This is a genomic window from Arthrobacter sp. 754, assembly GCF_040548695.1.
Lineage (GTDB): Bacteria > Actinomycetota > Actinomycetes > Actinomycetales > Micrococcaceae > Arthrobacter.
Window position 1 is genome coordinate 154,437 of sequence record NZ_JBEPSC010000008.1, and the last position, 17,669, is coordinate 172,105.

Consider the following 17,669-nt stretch of genomic DNA (forward strand, 5'->3'; position numbering starts at 1 on the left):
AATCGGCCCGGCCCTTCGAGACCCCAAGCGGCGGTCAGTACCCGGATGCGGCCTTCCGGATCATCTCCCCTGCCGGGCTCGCCAGGTACCAGACGTCATTCACGCCCTGCCCCAGGACGTCGCCGGGCTTGGTGTCCTTCGCGAAGTAGTACAGCGGCAGCCCGTTCAGGGTCACCTGCTTTGCCCCGGCCGGCGTCGTAATCGTGCCGAGGGTGCCGGTGACGCCTTCGGCGGTCGGTGTCGCCCGAGTGGTGAGGAGGGGCGGCCATGCGGCCAGGCAGGCCGCCGTGCAGGCGCTGGTGCCGGAATCCTTCACGTCCTTGGTGAAGTAGTAGACGCTCATCCCAGCGGCATCAACCACGATGTTGCCGGCGCTGGAGGAAGCTGTCTTAAGGTCGACGGCGGCTGCCGCGGTCGACGAGGCGGCCCCCGGCCCTGCCGAGGCGGACATACCGGCTGAAGGCGCGGCCGACGTCGCTGCCGGGCTCGCGGTGGTGGTGGTTCCGGGACTGCCGCCGCAGCCGGAAAGCGCGGCCATAAGGGCCAGCGCGGCAAGTCCGATGCCCAGATGCTTTTTCATGTGAATGCTCCTTGGCTCGTGCCCGGCGTCGGATTGCCGGACGCTAACCGATACGACGCGCACCGGAGAACAATGGTTCACAGTGAACCGTTTTCCCTGCGTGGACGTTTGTAAAGCAGGGATGCGCTGGAATTGCGCTGGGACAGGAGGAGCGGGCATGCCGCTGGACGAGGACGTGGTGGCCGCAATCTACCGCGAACACGGCCCCGCCCTGCGCCGTTTTGTCCTCAGCGCGTCCCGTGACCCGCAACTGGCCGAGGACGTGGTCCAGGAGACCGTGCTCCGGGTCTGGCAACAGGCTCCCGACATTACCGGCAGCCTCCGAAGCTACCTGTTCAGGACCGCCCGAAACATCATGATCGACAATTACCGCAAGGCCCAGCGACGCCCGGCAGAGGCGCTCGGATGGGAGCTCACCGACCCGGCGGACGCCGTCGAACGCGTGGATGAGCTGCTCAACCGCGTGCTGATGGAGGAAGCGCTGCTCCGGCTCAGCGCTGAACACCGTGACGTCCTGGTGGCCCTCCACTACCGCCGCTTCACCGTCAACGAGGCTGCATTGCAGCTGAATATTCCCAGCGGAACCGTGAAGTCACGGGCCTACTATGCGGTCCGGGCGTTACGGACGATTCTGGACGAAATGGGGGTGGAACGGTGAACGCTGCCGAGCTGCACCAGCTGCTGGGTGCTTATGTGCTCGGAGGGCTCGACGCCGCTGACCAGCGCCGCTTCGAGGAACACCTCCAGGAATGTGCCGAGTGCCAGGAGGAACTGGCGGGACTGGAGCGGCTGCCTGCCCTGCTGGACGCCCTTCCGGTGCCTGACGCGGTGGCCCTGACCGGAAACGGCCGCCCCGCCGCGGCACTGGAACCGGCCGGTTCCGTGCCGCTGGCGGCCCTCGGCGAACTGGCTGCCCGCCGTCGTGAGGTACGAAGCCGGTGGACGGCGCTGGCGGGCGCCGTCGCCGCCGCGTGCCTCGCCTTGGGCCTGGCAGCAGGGCCGATGCTCACCCGGGCGCCGCAGCCGGACGCCAGCTACTCGGTCCAGGCCGACAACGGCCTGCGCTTCAGCGTCGATCTGGCCCGGAAGACGTGGGGGACGGAGCTGGCCGTGAACGGCAGCAGTATGCCGTTGGACGGGACCTACTCGCTGTGGGTCCGGGACCGCGACGGCGGGGAGGACCGCGCGTGCGCCTGGACCGCGACGCCCAGCGGCCGGGTCAGGGTCACCGGAGCCACCCCTGTCCAGCTCGCCAGCATAGCCAGCGTGGAGCTCCGGGACGAGGCGCAAAAGGCCGTTGCCGTGATCACCGTTCCCTGAGCCGGGAACGAGACGGCCTGGATGGGGCTTTGATGGGTGGGCGATGCCCTATTGCGTCATCTTGGCCAGACGGGCCCGGACCACCATAAAGAGCCCGTAGCAGATCAGGCCTGCACCAACAGCCGCCAGGAGGTAGGGTCCGAAGGTCTGGTCGCGGAGCGCCCGGAGGCCCCCGTCCAGGCCGGTGGACTCTTCCGGGTGGGCCGTTATCGTAGCGATGGCGATCAGCAGGCCGGTCAGGAGCAGGACGGCGCCTTTGGCAACGTAGCCGGTCACTCCCAGGACGGTGACAGCGGTGCGGGCGTTGGGCGAGGCGGGCATCGTCAGGTTCTTTTCGAACGACTTCCTGATGCCCCTGATCCCGTAAATAACGCCGGTGACCGCGATGCCCACGCCCACCAGGACCAGCAGCGCCACACCGCCGGGGGCCTTCATCACGGTGAGGGTGAGATCGCTCGCGGATTGCCGGTTGTCGCCGCCGGATCCCGTTCCCATGGCGAAGCTTGCCAAGGTCAGGGCCAGTCCGGCGAAAACGAGGGCCTGCGCTGCCGCCTTGGCTTTCTTGCCGGCTTTCTTCTTGGCAGGCAGCCGGTTGTAATCAAAGATCGCATCGCTGGTCTGCCAGATCGCCAGTGCCGCGCACGCCGCGAAGCTTGCCCACAGGAGGAAAGGACCGGCAGGCTGCTTGGCAAGTTCGGCCACCGCTCCGCTGAAGTCAGCGCTTCCGGTGCCGCCCATGGCGAGGCGGATGGCGATGGTTCCCACCAGAAGGTGCAGAATGCCGCTGGCCGCGAAACCCGCCCTCGCCAGCAACTCCAGGGTGCGTGAGTTGGTGATGTCCTCCGCCGCATCGGCGGCCTGCTTCAGTTCTCTTTTGATGGCGGGTTCCTTCGAGCCAGTACCTATCGCGCCGCCTGGGGGACTGCGCGAGCATTCATCGTCCCACGTGAAGCCCACATCGAACAGAGTGGAGCCCGTATCGAACAGAGTGGAGCCTGAACCGAGCTAAGTGTTGGGAGCATGGGGACTGATCCCCATCGCGGGGCGCCCACCGCCATGCGACGATGTGTGCAGCGATAGACCTTGAACACCAAAGATTCTCCGGGGGAGACACCATGACTTTTTACGGCGCGGACACCAGCCAACTGCGCGAGTTGGCCAAGGCTGTGGACACGGCCGCCTCGCTGCTCAGCAGCCGGGCCAGCTCCCTGCAGAGCCAGATCCAGTCCGCACCCTGGAAAGGGGCCGACGGCGCACGGTTCCGCCAGGACTGGACCGGAAGCCACCGCCCCAGCCTGGAACGCGTGGTGTCCAGTCTGCGCCACAACTCCAAACTCCTGCTCCAGCACGCCGACGAGCAGGAGAAGGCCTCCGACAAGTCCGGCGGCGGCGGGTCCGGCAGCGTCCTGGGCAAGTTCCTGGATCTTGGCAGCAAGGGCGTTTCATGGCTTGAAGAAATGGCCCGGAAAGCGGCCGCGGCGCAGGCCCACCGCGAGGAGCTGGAACAGGGCCTGAACGAGATGGTCAAGGCCAGTCCGGAGGAACAGGCCAAGTGGTGGGCCGGCCTGTCTGAGGAGGACCGCCAGTACCTGATCGAAGGTGAAGGCGAGGACGGTCCGTTCGCTGAGGATCTCATGGACATGGACGGCGGCATCCCGGCATCCGCCCAGGAGCAGGCTAAGCAGCGGCTCCAGGACGTCATGTCGGAGGACATTTCCGTCTACACGGAGACCAGCAAGGCCTCCCTTGATGTCCGTGTTGCCTGGCTGCACGGCGGCGCCCAGGTAGGCGCCACTGTGGTCGAGAATGCTGACGGGTCCGCCACCCTGAAGGTTCACGGAAACCTGGGGATCGGTGTGAACGACACTTCCGGCACGGTGGGGGCCACGCTCACAGGGGAAGCTTCCCGCGAGTACGAATTTGGCAGCATTGAAGAGGCCATGGCGGCACGCGAACAGATGTACAGGGACCTTCCGCCGGACGACGCCGGGGAGATCCGGGACGTTGTGGGCAACCCGCCGGGCTACATACTGGACACCATCAACGACGCAGCGAAGGATAACGGTTCCACCGATCAGGTGGACAAGGCAAAGGGAACGCTTTCCCTCAAGGCGGAGGGCGAATCGGAGCCGGTATCCGGCTCCGCGCAGCTTGATCTGGCATATGAGCGGAACCTGTCGGACGGCAGCGCCACTGCCAGCGCCGAGGTCTCCGCCCAGGGCAAGCTGGACCTTGACGGCCGGATCTTTGAGGCCTCGGGCAAGGGTGGCCTGGAAGTGAGCCTGGACAAGGACAGCAACATCGAGAAGGTCTCGCTGTCCATGGACGGCACCGTCGCACAGGGCGCGTCAGTAGGCCCCGACATCAAGCCCTACAAGATGGAGTCTGAGGTCACGGTCGGCACCCAGGGCAGTGTGAAGATCGACGTAGAGTACAACGCGGAGAACAAGGCCGTCATCGACAGCTACATGCGGAATGTGGCGCTCGGAAATGACACCGGTGCCGCCGCTGACGCCGCCAAGCTCTATGAGGCGGGTTCTGCCACCGTGCAGGTCAACAGCGTGGTGACAGCGACGAACACGGCCGGCTTCAAGGGCGGCGTCGGCGAAGTGGAGTTCAAGACTGAGAACCAGGCAACCACCAACCTGTCAACGTATGTGAAGGTCGCCAACGACACCAAGCTCGAGAGGCTCTGAGGTCCCGTGCCGGAACCGCTGCCCGCCCCCACCTCAGCCAGACCCCACAAGACTTACCGCTAAGGAGCAACCATGTCAGTGCACATCGAATCCCCGTTGGGATATACGGCAGACTTCCCCGAGCACACCCAGGTCATGGAGGACTCCACGGCCGGGCCGAACAGTGAGCAGTACACCCTGCTGGGAGGGGTGCTGGTTACGGTGATAAAGGATGACACCTCGGTCACGGATGCCCCCCAGGCCAACGGCTGGGCGCACCTCATGTCCGAGTTCTACATTGAAGAACGCGGCGGGACCAAACTCACCGAAGGTGAACTCAACCTTCCCGGCAAAGCCTCCTACGCCGTCCTGGTGGGCTATACCGACCATGCCGGCGACGCACGGATTGCAGCCACCGTGGGCGTTTGGGAGAACAACCGGTTCATCGGCGTCCTGGTGATCTGGCCCTACGTAAACCCGGAGATCGAGCCCCGGATTGGGATGCTCAAGGAGATTGTCTCTTCCATCAGCGTCGCCTGAAAACCGTTTGACGCTGACGCGGCAGCCCGTTAGCGCCGGCGGTAGCAGAGGTCGAAAATCAGCCGGCCCGCCTCGTGGGCCTTGGCCTCGAAGCTCGTGCGGATGCGGCCTTCGAACCGTGGAGCCCAGCCGCCGGTCTCGTCCACGCCCTCGTTGGGTCCGGTGTGCGCGGTACTGACCGGTGCCCTGCCTTCGCGGACGGGCGCCCCGCCTACCAGCGATTCGACGCCGGATTGCCACACCTGGGTCAGCGGGCTTTCCGGACCGTGGCGTTCGCCGGTGTGGAGGTTCTCGAAGTCCGGCGACTCTGCCAGGACATCGCGGACGTGGACGGCGTAGTTGGACCAGTCGGTGGCGATCCGCCAGAGCCCGCCTGGCTTGAGGGCGCGTGCCGCGAGCTGGGCGAACTCCGGCTGGATGAGCCGGCGTTTGTGGTGCCGCGACTTGTGCCATGGATCAGGGAAAAATACCCACAGCTCACTGACGGATCCGGCCGGGAGCATGGTGGCGAGGACTTCAGGGGCGTTGGCCTCCACAACCCTCACGTTGCCCAGTCCGCGGCTGTTGATCTTGATGATGGTGTTCGCCAGGCCCGGGGTGTAGACCTCCACGGCCAGGAAGTCCGTGTCCGGATTCTGTTCGGCGGCGTGGCAGATCGCGTCGCCCAGCCCCGACCCGATCTCCACGATCAGCGGCGCCTTGCGCCCGAACTCTTCCTCGGCGTCGAACGTGTAGTCCGGGTGGACCGACGTGTTGGCAACGTGCCGGGGCACATCAAGGGCCCACCGTTCCGAGTGCTCTTCCCACGCTGTTTGGCGCCGTCCCTGCAGACGGGTACCGCGGCGCACAAAGCTGACGGGCCTGCCGCCATAGGTGCCGAACGACGCCTGGGTTCCGGGCGTCACCGGCCGCGGGACATGCGGAGGCTGGGGGGATTCTGGGGATTCGCTCATCCCTTCCAGAATACCCGCGGGCCCGCCGGAGACGTCTTCCGATGGCGGCGGCCCTCTGCAGGCCAGCCTCTTACAAAGGCTAGAAAAGGATCATCGGATCTCCGTGGACCAGCACGAGACCCAGTCCCACTGCGGCCTCGGCCCCGGCCAGCGATAACCCGGCCATGCCTCTCCGCGAGCCCCTTGAGCGGGGCGGGCAGACCCGGAGGGCCACCACGCCGAGAGTTATGGCAGCAAGGCCAAAAAGCACCGGGCAGCTCCAAAGCACCAGCGGCGCCACCCAGTCCCGATCTCCTGGACCCTCATCCGGCCTGGTGAAAAGCGCCGCTATGAGACTGAGCGGCGCGGTCCAGTACATGCTCGCGGCTGCGAGAACGCTCAGCGTAAGGCTGGCTGTGCCTTCCGCGCTGCCGTGTGCTTTCCGCGCGGCCGGGGCGGGTTGTGGTGGATTGTGCAAAGGTGCGGCATTCATAGTTCTCCCGTTGTCGAATGCACTTGCGGCTGGTGGCGGTGTGCTGATCCCACGCTAGGTTCGTAGCCGGGCCGGCCAACAGCCTTTTCCCCGCGTATGTGGATAACCAGAATGATGCTGCCCCTGAAATGACGTCTGGCGGCCCCGCTGCAGGACCTCCCTAAGACTTCTGCGGAAGCCACGCAAGGCAACGGACTGACAGAATGGGTCCGTGACCCGCCCTGAGAATGACGCCCCTGAACTGCAGAAGGACGCCGTCAGCGGCGGATCCGCGGCGGCAGAGACAACTGTGCCGCCCCAGCCGAGCAGCCGGCGGGCGCTGGCCTACCTGGGCCTCTGCCTGGTGCTGATCGGACTGAACCTCCGGACGGTTTTCTCCAGTTTCGCCGCTGTCCTTCCCGAGGTCACCGCCGGCGCTAGCCTTCCCGGCTGGGCCGTGCTGGCGCTCACCACCGTTCCCGTGACGCTGCTGGGAGTGTTCGCGCCGCTGGCGCCGGGACTGGCCAACCGCTTCGGAGCAGAGCGCATACTGCTGGCGGCCATGGCTCTGCTTACCGCCGGCCTGCTGCTGCGGCCCACAGACCTTGGCTGGCTGCTGCCGGGGGCGGGGCACCTGCCGGCGCTGCTGGTGGGCACTGCCGCCTGCGGTGCCGCCGTGGCCCTGTGCAACGTGCTGCTTCCGGGATTGGTGAAGCGGGATTTCCCGCACCGGCTGGGGCTGATGGGCGGGCTGTACACCACGGCAATCTGCGCCTCCGCCGCGCTCGGAGCCGGGTTCACCTACCCGGTGTACACGGCTACGGGGGAGTGGGCGGCGGCGCTCTGGTTCTGGGCGCTGCCCGCCGTCGTCGTCCTTTTGCTGTTCCTCCCGGTGGCCCTCGCCCAGCACTCTGTGCGACGAAGGACCGACAAAGACGGCGTCAGCGTCTGGCGCTCCGCCGTTGCCTGGCAGGTCACCATCTTCATGATGCTGCAGGCCATGATGTCCTTCAGCGTGTTTGCCTGGCTCGCCCCGATCCTGCGGGAACGCGGCGTCGACGGAGGCACCGCGGGCGTGATGGTGTCCGTTTGCATCGTGCTGCAGATGCTCGGTTCCCTGTTCGCCCCGGCGCTGGCCGCGAAACTCTGGGACCAGAGGGCCATCAACACGGTGGTGGCGCTGATGACCGGCGGCGGATTCGCGCTGAGCATCTTCGGCCCGCTCGATTTCATCTGGGTGTGGACCGGGCTGCTGGGCCTGGGGCAGGGAAGCCTCACCGCAGTGGCGCTGACCATGATCATGCTGCGGACCCGCGACGGGCACACGGCCTCGCATTTGTCCGGCATGATGCAGGGCGTGGGCTACGGGGTGGGCTCCACGGGCACACTGCTGGTGGGTTTGCTGCACCAGGCCACGGGATCCTTCACGGCGGCAGGCGTGCTGTTCCTCTGCATCGGCGCTCTGGCTGCCGTGTTCGGTTACCGCGCGGGCCGCAGGAAGTTCGTGGGCGGCTGACCCGTCCCCGCCCTCCACAAGCAACGCGGGGTCACTTTTAGCCCTCTGAGGGCCGTTTATTGGGCGTCAAGTGACCCCGCGTTGCTTGGGTGGTGTTGGAGGGGGACAAATATCCGTTGCCGGAACGTTGCAATCGCGCGCCCGGAATCCGTTGACAGAGTGTGACCTGCGCCATAGATTTGCCGTAACCTGAATCGCCTTTCAGGTTTACTCCAGATTCTTACTTCAGATCCACCTGCTCAGATTCCGCGGATTTCAACGAAAGGCATCCCGTGAAGGATACAAAGAGGTTCCTGCTGGCCGCCGTCATGGCCACGGGGCTGGCCCTCAGCGCCTGTGCGCCCACCACCGGCTCAGCCACCCCGGCCGGCTCCGGCAGCGCCGGTGCCACCGCCGCCGCGGAACCGGTGGACGTGGGCATCATCTACTCCAAGACCGGACCGCTTGCCGCCTACGGCGCCACCTACTACGAGGGCCTGCAGGCAGGCATTGATTACGCGACGGGCGGGACCGGCGCTGTCAACGGTGCCAAGATCAACCTGACGTACGCGGACGACGGCGGCGATCCGGACAAGGCCGTGACAGCAGCGAAGGACCTGATCGGCAAGGGCTACAAGATCATCGGCGGCACCGTGGTCTCCGGCATCGCACTGAAGCTTGCCGAACAGGCGGCCCAGAACAAGGTCCTGTACATCTCCGGCCCCGCCGCCACCGACGCCATCCAGGGCATCAACAAGTACACGTTCCGCTCCGGCCGCCAGAGCCTGCAGGACGTTGCCACGGCGGGCTCCTTCATCGACACCAAGGGCAAGAAGGTGGTGGTGTTCGCGCAGGACAACGCCTTCGGCCAGGGCAACGTCGCCGCGGTCAAGGCCGTCCTCGGCGCCAAGGGTGCCACCGTGGAGGCCGTGCTCGTCCCGGACGGACAGGAACTCACTCCGTTCGCCCGCCAGCTCATCGACGCCAAGCCGGACATGACCTTCGTGGCCTGGGCCGGGGCAACCTCCGGCACCATGTGGCAGACCCTGAGCCAGCAGGGGGTTTTCGACGCCGCTCCGGTAGTCACCGGGCTCGGCGACGCCGCCACCTTCGGCGCGTACGGAGAGGCCACGGGCAAGATCAGCTTCCTGAACCACTACTTCCCGGGCGCCTCAGGCACCGACGTGGAGAAGAAGATGATCGCCGCCGTCGAAAAGGCCGGCGCCAAGGCTGACCTCTTCACCCCGGACGGCTTCGTTGCCGGCCAGATGATTGTCCAGGCCATCAAGGAAGGCGGCTCCGACGCCGACGCCATGGTCAAGGCACTTGAAGGCTTCAGCTTCGACGGCCCCAAGGGCAAGGAAACTGTCCGGGCCTCGGATCACGCCCTGATCCAGGACATGTACCAGGTCAAACTCGTCCAGAAGGGCGCAGCCTGGAGCCCGGAACTCGTCAAGGTGGTTGCCGGCGATCAGGTCGCACCGCCCGAAAAGAAGTAGAAGAGGCCAGCGAATGGTTGCTCCAGCCCTGCCCGCCCTCGCGGTGGACGGCCTCGGCCTGCAGATCGGCGGGGCCCGCATCCTCCAGGATGTGAGCTTCGCCGTGGCCGCCGGCGAAATGATCGGCGTCATCGGCCCCAACGGCGCCGGCAAGACCACCCTGTTCAACCTGATCTCGGGCGTGATGCGGCCCACCGAAGGCAGCATCACCCTGAACGGCAGCGAGATCACGGCCGCGCCGATCCACCGCAGGGCCAAGGCGGGACTGGGGCGGACCTTCCAGACCTCCAACCTGTTTCCCCGGCTCAGTGTGCTGGAGAACGTCCGGCTTGCCGCGCAGGCGAAAATCGGCGGCAGCTTCAGCATCCTGCGCTTTCCCTCAGCCTCCGACGACGCCACCCGGATTGCCCTGGGCACCATCAAGGAGGTGGGGCTCACCGGCCAGCTGACGACGGCGGCGGGGGACCTCTCGCACGGCGAGAAACGCAAGGTGGAGATCGCCGTGCTCCTGGCGACGGATCCCGCCGTCGTCCTCCTCGACGAACCGATGGCCGGCGTCGCGTCCGGGGACGTCCCGTCCCTGACCGCGATCATCCGCGGGATGCACCGCGACCGCGGCTGCACCGTGATGATGGTGGAGCACCACATGGACGTGGTCCTGGGGCTCGTGGACCGGGTGGCGGTCATGCACCACGGCAGCCTGCTCGCCCTGGACAGCCCGGGGGCCGTCATGGCTGATCCGACAGTACAAAGTGCCTACCTGGGAGAACCCGTATGAGCGCCGCCGCGGAAGCCCGCCCGATCCTCAGGGTCGAGGGATTGAACGCCCACATCGCCGGCCAACAGGTAGTGGAGAACGTTTCCTTCACGGTTCCGGCAACCGGAATCACCGCCCTGCTGGGCCGCAACGGCGTCGGCAAGACCAGCACCATCAAGGCCATCATCGGCCTGATCGACCGCACCGGCACCGTGGAACTCGACGGCGTCCGGGTGGAAAAGGAACCGACCTACAAGATCATCCGCAGCGGCGTGGGGTACGTGCCGGAGGACCGCGAGGTCTTCTCCAAGCTCACGGTCGCGGAGAACCTGCGCCTCGCGGAACGCGACGGCGCACCGCGCCGGCAGCTCGTTGAGGAACTTTTCCCTGACCTGCTGGCCCGTGCCGGCCAGATGGCGGGCACCCTCTCCGGCGGCCAGCAGCAGATGGTGTCGCTGGCCCGCGCCCTGCTGAACACCAACAAGATCCTCCTCGTGGACGAACCCACCAAGGGCCTGGCCCCGAAGATCGTCGCCGAGGTGGCCGAAACACTCGCCGAAGCAGCCAAAACAGTTCCCATCCTCCTGGTGGAGCAGAACCTCCACGTTGTCCGCCAGCTCGCGGCGGGGGCCGTTGTCCTGTCCGGTGGACGGGTGGTCCACACCGGCAGCGCCCTGGGGTTCCTTGACGACGCCGAGCTGACGCAGCGGCTGCTGGGCGTCTCGGCTGAGGGTGCCTCGCACGACGCGGCACCCCACGCCGCGTCCGCCCCGACAGAGAAAGGCGCGGCCCTGTGAGCACCGTCGTCCTCCTGCTCTTCACCGGCCTCGGCCTCGGCGCCCTGTACTTCCTTGTGGCCGCCGGACTGTCGCTGATCTACGGGCTGATGGGCGTCCTCAACTTTGCCCACGGCGCGTTCCTCACCCTCGGCGCCTTCACGGGTTGGGAAATCGCCCGCCGCACAGGCTCTGACAGCTGGTGGACGTTCCTGCTCTCCCTGCTGGTGGGAGCCGTAGCCGGGGCACTTTTCGCGGTCTTCACCGAGTTTGTCCTGATCCGCCGGCTCTACCAGCGGCACATCGAGCAGGTCCTCATCACGGTGGGCCTATCGCTCGCCGCCGTTGCCCTCTTCGACGGCATCTGGGGCACCGATCCGGTCTTCATCCAAGGCCCCGCGTGGTTCAAGGACACCACCGAAATCCTCGGCGCCCGCGTCCCGAACGACAGGTTTGTCTGCATCATCGCGGCTGTCCTGGTGCTCCTGGCGATGGTGTTCTTCCTCAAGAACACCCGCTACGGCATGATCATCCGGGCCGGCGTCGAAAACCGCTCCATGGTCACCGCCCTTGGCATCGACGTCCGCAAGGCCTTCACCCTCGTCTTCACCATCGGCGGCGCCGCGGCGGGACTGGGCGGAGTCCTGGCCTCCCACTACTTCGGCTACGTCTCGCCGATGCTGGGCGGGTCGCTGCTCATCTTCGCCTTCATCGTCACCGTGATCGGCGGGCTCGGTTCCCTGACCGGCGCGGCGATTGCCGCCGTCGCCGTCGCTGTCCTCCAGCAATTCGCCAACTTCTACCTCGGCGGCACCGGTGACTTCGTCGTGGTGCTGGCACTGGCGCTGGTGCTGCTGTTCCGTCCCTCCGGCCTGCTCGGGAGAACCTCATGACCACCGATACCGACGCCACGGACACCGAAGACAGCCGGACGACGGCGGCCGCGCCCGGAACCAGCCATGGCTCCACTGCCGTGGTTGGCCCAGCCCGTCCCCGCCTGACCCGCCGCCGGATGGTGGGCGCCGCAGCAGGCCTCGCGGGCATTGTCCTGCTGGTCCTGCTCCCGCTGCTCAACCTGTCCCTGCCCGGCGTGCTGCCCGGCCCCACCTACACTCCCGGGTCCCTGCAGCTGCTGGCGATGTGCATGCTGATGGCCGCTGCGGCTTTGACCTACCACCTGCTGCTCGGGGTGGCCGGCCTGCTTTCCTTCGGCCACGCTCTTTACTTCGGCGCAGGGGTCTACGGCCTGGCCATCATCCTGCAGAACCTGGACATCCCGCTGCTTCCGGCGATGGGACTGACCCTCCTGGTGGTGATAGTGCTGGCGCATGTGGTGGGCAGCATCAGCCTGCGCGTCAGCGGCATCCCTTTCGCCATGGTCACACTGGCCTTCGCCCAGGCCGGTTCGGTGATCGTTGGCCGCAATCCGGAAGGTGTCACCGGCGGAGATGAAGGCCTGACGCTGCGCACGGACAACCTGCCGGACTTCCTGGTGGGCGTCGTCAACACGCGCAACCTCTACTGGCTCGCGCTGGCAGTGCTGGTGGCCGTGTTCATCGTGGTCACCTGGGTGCAGTCCTCCCGCGCCGGGCACGTGGCCGCGGCTGTCCGCGAGAACGAATTGCGCGTCCGCGTTCTTGGCCTGCAGCCCTACCTCATCAAGCTGCTGATCTTCGTGGTCTCGGCTGTCCTGGTCTCCATCATCGGCATGGTGTTCCTGCTGCTGCAGAGCGGCGCCGTGCCCCGGGCCGTGTCCGCCGACCTCACCATCACCCTTTTGGTCATGGTGGTCCTAGGCGGCGTCGGCTCCCGCTGGGGCGCGGTCATCGGCGGGGTTTTCTACACCATTCTCGATCAGCGGCTCACAACGCTGGCGAATTCCGATGCCATTGATGCGCTGCCTGACATCCTGCGCGTACCGTTGTCGGAACCGCTTTTCATCCTGGGCACGCTGTTCATCCTCGTGGTGCTCTTCCTGCCCGGCGGCCTGACGGGCACCGCCCAACGGCTCGCCCAGCGCCGCAGCCGGCGCACCGAGAAGTCCCGCGAGATCCTGGAGGAGGCGGCATGACCACCGCTGACGGACTGCACACCCTGGGCCGCTGGACAACGGACCGCAGCCTCGCCAGCCCCAACAGGATCGCCATCGACGACCGCGGCTGCACACTCACTTACGGCGAACTGGAACGGCGCGCGGCCGGCCTGGCCGCGGGCCTGCACGCCGCCGGCTACGTCACCGGTGACCGGATAGCCACCCTCACCGGCAACAGCTCGGACCATGTGGTGGTGTTCTTCGCCTGCGCCAAGGCCGGGCTCGTGCTGGTACCGCTGTCCTGGCGCCTGTCGCCGCGTGAACTGTCTGCGCAGCTGGGGCTGGCGGACGCCCAGCTGCTGCTGGTGGAAGGCGATCTGGACGCCCTGGCCGCCGCGACATGCTCGCTCCTGCCCCAGCCGCCGCGCACAGCGGCGCTCGGCCCCGGCGGCGTCGAAAAGTCCGTGCCGGCGCCTTCCCGGGTGCTCCGTGCGGGGGCGTTCAAGCAGGAAGCGCACAGGACTGAAGTGCGCGACGACGACGCCCTCCTGATGATCTTCACGTCCGGCACCGAGGGGGCCAGCAAGGCTGCGGTACTGACCCATGCGAACTGTTTCTGGACCAATCTTTCGCTGTCGCGGACCCTGGACATCGTCAGTACCGACGTCGTTCTGGCCGTGCTGCCGCAGTTCCACGTGGGCGGGTGGAACATCCAGCCGCTCCTGGCGTGGTGGACCGGCGCCACAGTGGTCCTGGAGCGCGGCTTCGAACCGGGCCGCGTACTGCAGCTCATCTCGGAACGGCGGGTGACCATGCTGATGGGCGTCCCCACTCATTACCTGATGCTGGCGGAGCACCCGGATTTCCGCCAGGCCGAACTGGGAAGCCTGCGGCATGCCGTGGTGGGCGGGGCTCCGATGCCCGCGCCGCTGCTCCGGATATGGCACCGCCGGGGAGTGGCACTGAGCCAGGGTTACGGCTTGACGGAGGCTTCGCCAAACGTCCTGTGCCTGGCGAATGAGGATGCCGAGCGCATGGTGGGTTACTCCGGCAAGCCGTACCCGCACGTCGCGGTTGCGGTGGCTGACCCCGTCACCGGGGAAGTGTACGACGGCGCCGCCATGGGCGAGCTGCTGGTGGGCGGCCCGGGTGTTTTCGCTGGGTACTTCCGCGACCCCGCCGCCACAGCCGCCGTCCTTGCGGACGGCTGGCTGCGCACCGGGGACCTGGTGGAACGTGACGCCGACGGTTACATCCGGATAGTGGACCGGCTCAAGGACATCTACATTTCCGGCGGCGAAAACGTTGCGCCGGCCGAGGTTGAAGCGGTCCTGCTCTCCCACCCTGCGGTGGCCCAGGCAGCGGTGGTCGGAGTGGAAGACCACCGCTGGGGTGAAACCGGGCACGCCTTTGTGGTGGTCCGGCCCGGCATGGCCACCGACGAGCAGGAGTTGCTACAGCACTGTGCCTCCCAGTTGTCCCCGTTCAAGGTTCCCGCCACGATTGCGATGGTGGGATCGCTGCCCCGGACCGCACTGAACAAAGTGCTCCGGGCCAGGCTGCGGCAGGAACTCGCGGGAAGCCATCCTGGCGTGCGGGCACCGGCACCGCGGCAGCACGCGGAAGGCGGAACCAGATGAGTGCTGTGCCCCGCACCGCCAGGGGCACGCGCACCAGGGCCAAACTGCTTGAGGCGGCGGAGACTGTCTTCGCCTCGGTGGGCTACCACGAAGCCTCCATCGTGAAGATCACGGAGGAAGCCGGCGTCGGGCTTGGTACCTTCTACCTCTACTTCGACGGCAAGCAGACCATCTTCGACGAGGTGGTGGAGGACCTCAACAGGCGGGTCCGCCACGCCATGACCGACGCAGCCCGCAGCGCCGGCACCCGCCTGGAAGCTGAACGCGCAGGTTTCCGGGCCTTCTTCCGTTTCACGGCCCAGCACCCGGCGCTCTACCGCATCATCCGGCAGGCCGAGTTCGTCTCGCCGGGGGCCCTGCGGCTGCACTACACCCGGATCGTCAACGGCTACATCGAAGGGCTCAAAGCGGCGCAGCTCAGCGGGGAGGTCCGGGAGATGGACCCCACCGTCGCGGCGTGGGCCCTGATGGGCATCGGCGAACTGATCGGCATGCGCTGGGTGCTCTGGGATGAGGAAGGTACCGATCCCGTCCCCGGAGCGCGGCCCGACGTGCCGGAAGAGGTCTTCGAGGAAATGATGCAGTTCATCGAGCGGGCCCTGGCGCCCACGCCCGGCACCACCCCAAGCTCCACGCCCAGCGCCGCCCGGCCCGAGGAAGGGAAAACCCCATGACGCCAGAAGCCAGCAACGCCACATACCGCACGGCCGACGTCGAGGTCCGGGGCGGAAAACTGCACACCGCTCTCTGGGGCCCGGAGGACCCGGGTGCGCCCACCATCCTCGCTGTCCACGGGGTGACGGCCTCCCACAAGGCGTGGCACCATCTGGCAGAGGCTTTGCCTGGCGTGCGGATCATCGCCCCGGACCTGCGGGGACGGGGCCGCAGCAACGGACTCCCCGGGCCTTATGGCATGCCCACCCACGCCCAGGACCTGGCAGCCGTACTGGCGGTCTTCACGACTGGGCCGGTGGTGGTGGTCGGCCATTCCATGGGCGCCTTCGCGGCCTTGGTCCTGGCCAACCTGTTTCCGGAACGCGTCCGCGCCCTGGTCCTGGTGGATGGCGGGCTCCCGCTGCAGGTTCCGGCCGGAATTTCGGACGAGGACGTGGTGGCTGCCGTGTTGGGCCCTGCGGCCGAACGCCTGAACTCAACGTTCCCCAGCCGCGAGGTGTACCGGCAGTTCTGGCGCCAGCACCCCGCCTTCAGCAGCGACTGGGGCCCGTTCGTGGAGGAATACGTTGATTACGACCTGACCGGCGAGGAGCCCGAGCTGAAGCCGGCAACCCGCTACCAGGCCATGGCCGAGGACACCGCGGAGCTGCACCGGGGCGCCTCGCTGCTCAAAGCGCTGGACGAACTGGCGGTGGACGCCCAGGTGCTCCGGGCTCCGCGCGGACTCCTGAACGAACCCGCAGCCCTTTACACCCCCGGCTACCTGGATGCCTGGGCGTTGAAGCTTCCGGCCCTCCGGGTCCGTGAGGTGCCCGACGTGAACCACTACACGATCGTCATGGGAGAGGCCGGCGCCCGGGCTGTAGCCGAAAGCGTGCAGGAAGCGCTGGCCATCCGGTAGCAGTGCGTGATTCCATTCTTCCTGTGACAGACCCGGCCGCGGCCATCCTGAGGCGGCCCTACCGGTGGGTCACCATCGGCGCGTGCGCCCTGGTGTTCCTGGCCGCATTCGAATCCCTCGCGGTGACCACCATCATGCCTGTGGTCAGCCGCGAACTCGACGGCGCCGGCCTGTATGCGCTGGCGTTCGCCGGGCCCCTGGCCACCGGTGTGATCGGCATGGTGGCGGCCGGAAACTGGTCGGACCGGCGCGGGCCCGCGGCACCGCTGTACGCCTCAGTGGCCCTGTTTGTGCTGGGCCTGCTCATCGCGGGCACGGCAGCGTCCATGCCATGGCTGGTCACCGGACGCCTGGTGCAGGGGCTCGGCGGCGGCGCGCTGACGGTGGCGCTCTACGTGGTGGTGGCCCGCGTCTACCCGGCCGCCCTCCACCCCGGGATCTTTGCCGCCTTCTCGGCGGCCTGGGTGATCCCGTCCCTCGTGGGCCCCTTCGCGGCAGGCATCGTGGCACAGCTCCTGAGCTGGCACTGGGTCTTCCTGGGCGTGGTGGGGCTGGTGGTACCTGCAGTCGTGATGATTGTCCCGGTTCTCCGCGGCCTGGACGGGCAGGCCAGGGAGGCCGCCGTTCCGCCGTGGGCGGTGGGCCGGCTGGGGTGGGCTGCGCTCGCCGCGCTCGCCGTGCTGGGGCTGAACCTCTCCGCGGGTGTCACGCTCTTTCCCGCCGCCCCGGCGGTACTCGCCGCGGCCGCCGTCGTGGTTGCACTCGTTGCCGTCCGCCCACTTGTCCCAGACGGAACCCTGCTGGCCCGCCGCGGCCTCCCGAGCGTCATCCTCACCCGGGGCCTGGCCGGAGCGGCGTTCTTCGGCGCCGAGGTGTACTTGCCGTACCTGCTGATCGAGGAGTACGCGTTTCCGCCGACGTTCGCGGGGCTGACCCTCACCGGCGGGGCGCTGGCCTGGGCAGGTTCCGCCGCCATCCAGGGCCGCCTGGGCGCCAGGCTGACGCACCGGGCTGCAGTCAGGACCGGCTCAGTGCTGGTCCTGGGCGCCATCATCCTCGCCCTGGTGACAACGGCATTCCACTGGCCGGCCGCCGTCGCGATCGCCGGCTGGATCTTCGCCGGCGGCGGCATGGGGCTGCTTTACCCGCGGCTCAGCGTCATGACCCTGGCCCTGTCCACCAAGGAAAACGAGGGCTTCAACAGTTCGGCGATGTCCATATCTGATTCACTGGGCGGTGCACTGGCACTCGCCGCGACGGCGATCGTGTTCGCGGCATTCACGACGACGGCGGCAGCGTTCGCCGGGGTCTTCGCACTGATGGCGGTGGTGGGCGTCGCCGCGGTTGCCGTGGCGCCGCGGGTGTCCCGCTGACC

General features: G+C 67.4%; 18 protein-coding genes. 14 read left to right on the plus strand and 4 right to left on the minus strand.

The features are described 5' to 3' along the window. Positions 1–34 precede the first annotated feature (34 nt). Positions 35–580, minus strand: a complete 546-nt coding sequence (locus tag ABIA70_RS20410) for a COG4315 family predicted lipoprotein (RefSeq protein WP_354149407.1) — start codon at positions 578–580, stop codon at positions 35–37. Positions 581–737: 157 nt separating this feature from the next. On the opposite strand from ABIA70_RS20410, the gene ABIA70_RS20415 reads away from it, so the two are divergent. Together ABIA70_RS20415 and ABIA70_RS20420 are read left to right on the plus strand one after the other, a co-directional pair. Continuing rightward, a complete protein-coding gene (locus ABIA70_RS20415; protein WP_354149408.1) occupies positions 738–1,238 on the plus strand; it encodes a sigma-70 family RNA polymerase sigma factor in 501 nt (166 codons plus the stop codon). Continuing rightward, entirely contained in the window at positions 1,235–1,900 is a 666-nt protein-coding gene (locus ABIA70_RS20420; RefSeq protein WP_354149409.1) for an anti-sigma factor family protein, read from the plus strand. The genes ABIA70_RS20415 and ABIA70_RS20420 overlap by 4 nt, the downstream gene beginning before the upstream one ends. Before the next feature lie 48 nt (positions 1,901–1,948). Here the strand turns inward: ABIA70_RS20420 and ABIA70_RS20425 are convergent, their stop codons facing one another. Continuing rightward, entirely contained in the window at positions 1,949–2,767 is an 819-nt protein-coding gene (locus ABIA70_RS20425) for a DUF1206 domain-containing protein (protein WP_354149484.1), read from the minus strand. A gap of 248 nt (positions 2,768–3,015) precedes the next feature. On the opposite strand from ABIA70_RS20425, the gene ABIA70_RS20430 reads away from it, so the two are divergent. Together ABIA70_RS20430 and ABIA70_RS20435 are read left to right on the plus strand one after the other, a co-directional pair. After that, on the plus strand, positions 3,016–4,596 hold the full coding sequence (locus ABIA70_RS20430; RefSeq protein WP_354149410.1) for a fimbrial protein: 1,581 nt from the start codon (positions 3,016–3,018) through the stop codon (positions 4,594–4,596). 72 nt (positions 4,597–4,668) lie between these two features. Then, positions 4,669–5,115, plus strand: a complete 447-nt coding sequence (locus tag ABIA70_RS20435) for a hypothetical protein (protein WP_354149411.1) — start codon at positions 4,669–4,671, stop codon at positions 5,113–5,115. 29 nt (positions 5,116–5,144) lie between these two features. Here ABIA70_RS20435 and trmB read toward each other — a convergent pair whose 3' ends face one another. After that, positions 5,145–6,068: a tRNA (guanosine(46)-N7)-methyltransferase TrmB gene (gene trmB, locus ABIA70_RS20440; protein WP_354149412.1), complete on the minus strand. Its 924-nt coding sequence runs from the start codon at positions 6,066–6,068 to the stop codon at positions 5,145–5,147. A gap of 79 nt (positions 6,069–6,147) precedes the next feature. Continuing rightward, a complete protein-coding gene (locus tag ABIA70_RS20445; RefSeq protein ID WP_354149413.1) occupies positions 6,148–6,540 on the minus strand; it encodes a hypothetical protein in 393 nt (130 codons plus the stop codon). Between the two features lie 289 nt (positions 6,541–6,829). Between ABIA70_RS20445 and ABIA70_RS20450 the strand changes: the two genes are divergently transcribed. The 10 genes from ABIA70_RS20450 (at position 6,830) to ABIA70_RS20495 (ending at position 17,667) form a co-directional block, all read left to right on the plus strand. Then, the gene (locus tag ABIA70_RS20450) at positions 6,830–8,035 is read left to right on the plus strand and encodes an MFS transporter (RefSeq protein ID WP_354149485.1); all 1,206 of its coding nucleotides are present in this window, start codon (positions 6,830–6,832) and stop codon (positions 8,033–8,035) included. 272 nt (positions 8,036–8,307) lie between these two features. Further along, a complete protein-coding gene (locus ABIA70_RS20455; protein ID WP_354149414.1) occupies positions 8,308–9,513 on the plus strand; it encodes a substrate-binding domain-containing protein in 1,206 nt (401 codons plus the stop codon). Between the two features lie 13 nt (positions 9,514–9,526). Next, positions 9,527–10,291 carry an ABC transporter ATP-binding protein gene (locus ABIA70_RS20460; RefSeq protein WP_354149415.1) on the plus strand — a complete coding sequence of 255 codons (765 nt, stop codon included), beginning with the start codon at positions 9,527–9,529 and terminating at the stop codon, positions 10,289–10,291. Then, on the plus strand, positions 10,288–11,067 hold the full coding sequence (locus tag ABIA70_RS20465) for an ABC transporter ATP-binding protein (RefSeq protein WP_354149416.1): 780 nt from the start codon (positions 10,288–10,290) through the stop codon (positions 11,065–11,067). The genes ABIA70_RS20460 and ABIA70_RS20465 overlap by 4 nt, the downstream gene beginning before the upstream one ends. Further along, positions 11,064–11,939, plus strand: a complete 876-nt coding sequence (locus tag ABIA70_RS20470) for a branched-chain amino acid ABC transporter permease (protein WP_354149417.1) — start codon at positions 11,064–11,066, stop codon at positions 11,937–11,939. The genes ABIA70_RS20465 and ABIA70_RS20470 overlap by 4 nt, the downstream gene beginning before the upstream one ends. Positions 11,940–12,058: 119 nt before the next feature. Beyond that, positions 12,059–13,117, plus strand: coding sequence for a branched-chain amino acid ABC transporter permease (locus ABIA70_RS20475; protein ID WP_354149486.1), 1,059 nt, complete (start codon positions 12,059–12,061; stop codon positions 13,115–13,117). After that, a complete protein-coding gene (locus ABIA70_RS20480) occupies positions 13,114–14,718 on the plus strand; it encodes a class I adenylate-forming enzyme family protein (RefSeq protein WP_354149418.1) in 1,605 nt (534 codons plus the stop codon). The genes ABIA70_RS20475 and ABIA70_RS20480 overlap by 4 nt, the downstream gene beginning before the upstream one ends. Continuing rightward, on the plus strand, positions 14,715–15,392 hold the full coding sequence (locus tag ABIA70_RS20485) for a TetR/AcrR family transcriptional regulator (protein ID WP_354149419.1): 678 nt from the start codon (positions 14,715–14,717) through the stop codon (positions 15,390–15,392). The genes ABIA70_RS20480 and ABIA70_RS20485 overlap by 4 nt, the downstream gene beginning before the upstream one ends. Continuing rightward, positions 15,389–16,294 (plus strand): alpha/beta hydrolase, encoded by a 906-nt coding sequence (locus ABIA70_RS20490; protein ID WP_354149420.1) that lies wholly within the window; start codon positions 15,389–15,391, stop codon positions 16,292–16,294. The genes ABIA70_RS20485 and ABIA70_RS20490 overlap by 4 nt, the downstream gene beginning before the upstream one ends. 2 nt (positions 16,295–16,296) lie before the next feature. Continuing rightward, on the plus strand, positions 16,297–17,667 hold the full coding sequence (locus ABIA70_RS20495; protein WP_502917240.1) for an MFS transporter: 1,371 nt from the start codon (positions 16,297–16,299) through the stop codon (positions 17,665–17,667). Positions 17,668–17,669: the final 2 nt, after the last annotated feature.

Coding starts and splice junctions, on each gene's coding strand:
- ABIA70_RS20410 (WP_354149407.1), bottom strand. CDS start 580: ATGAAAAAGCATCTGGGCATCGGACTTGCCGCGCTGGCCCTTATGGCC.
- ABIA70_RS20415 (WP_354149408.1), top strand. CDS start 738: ATGCCGCTGGACGAGGACGTGGTGGCCGCAATCTACCGCGAACACGGC.
- ABIA70_RS20430 (WP_354149410.1), top strand. CDS start 3,016: ATGACTTTTTACGGCGCGGACACCAGCCAACTGCGCGAGTTGGCCAAG.
- ABIA70_RS20435 (WP_354149411.1), top strand. CDS start 4,669: ATGTCAGTGCACATCGAATCCCCGTTGGGATATACGGCAGACTTCCCC.
- trmB (WP_354149412.1), bottom strand. CDS start 6,068: ATGAGCGAATCCCCAGAATCCCCCCAGCCTCCGCATGTCCCGCGGCCG.
- ABIA70_RS20445 (WP_354149413.1), bottom strand. CDS start 6,540: ATGAATGCCGCACCTTTGCACAATCCACCACAACCCGCCCCGGCCGCG.
- ABIA70_RS20460 (WP_354149415.1), top strand. CDS start 9,527: ATGGTTGCTCCAGCCCTGCCCGCCCTCGCGGTGGACGGCCTCGGCCTG.
- ABIA70_RS20465 (WP_354149416.1), top strand. CDS start 10,288: ATGAGCGCCGCCGCGGAAGCCCGCCCGATCCTCAGGGTCGAGGGATTG.
- ABIA70_RS20475 (WP_354149486.1), top strand. CDS start 12,059: ATGGTGGGCGCCGCAGCAGGCCTCGCGGGCATTGTCCTGCTGGTCCTG.
- ABIA70_RS20480 (WP_354149418.1), top strand. CDS start 13,114: ATGACCACCGCTGACGGACTGCACACCCTGGGCCGCTGGACAACGGAC.
- ABIA70_RS20485 (WP_354149419.1), top strand. CDS start 14,715: ATGAGTGCTGTGCCCCGCACCGCCAGGGGCACGCGCACCAGGGCCAAA.
- ABIA70_RS20490 (WP_354149420.1), top strand. CDS start 15,389: ATGACGCCAGAAGCCAGCAACGCCACATACCGCACGGCCGACGTCGAG.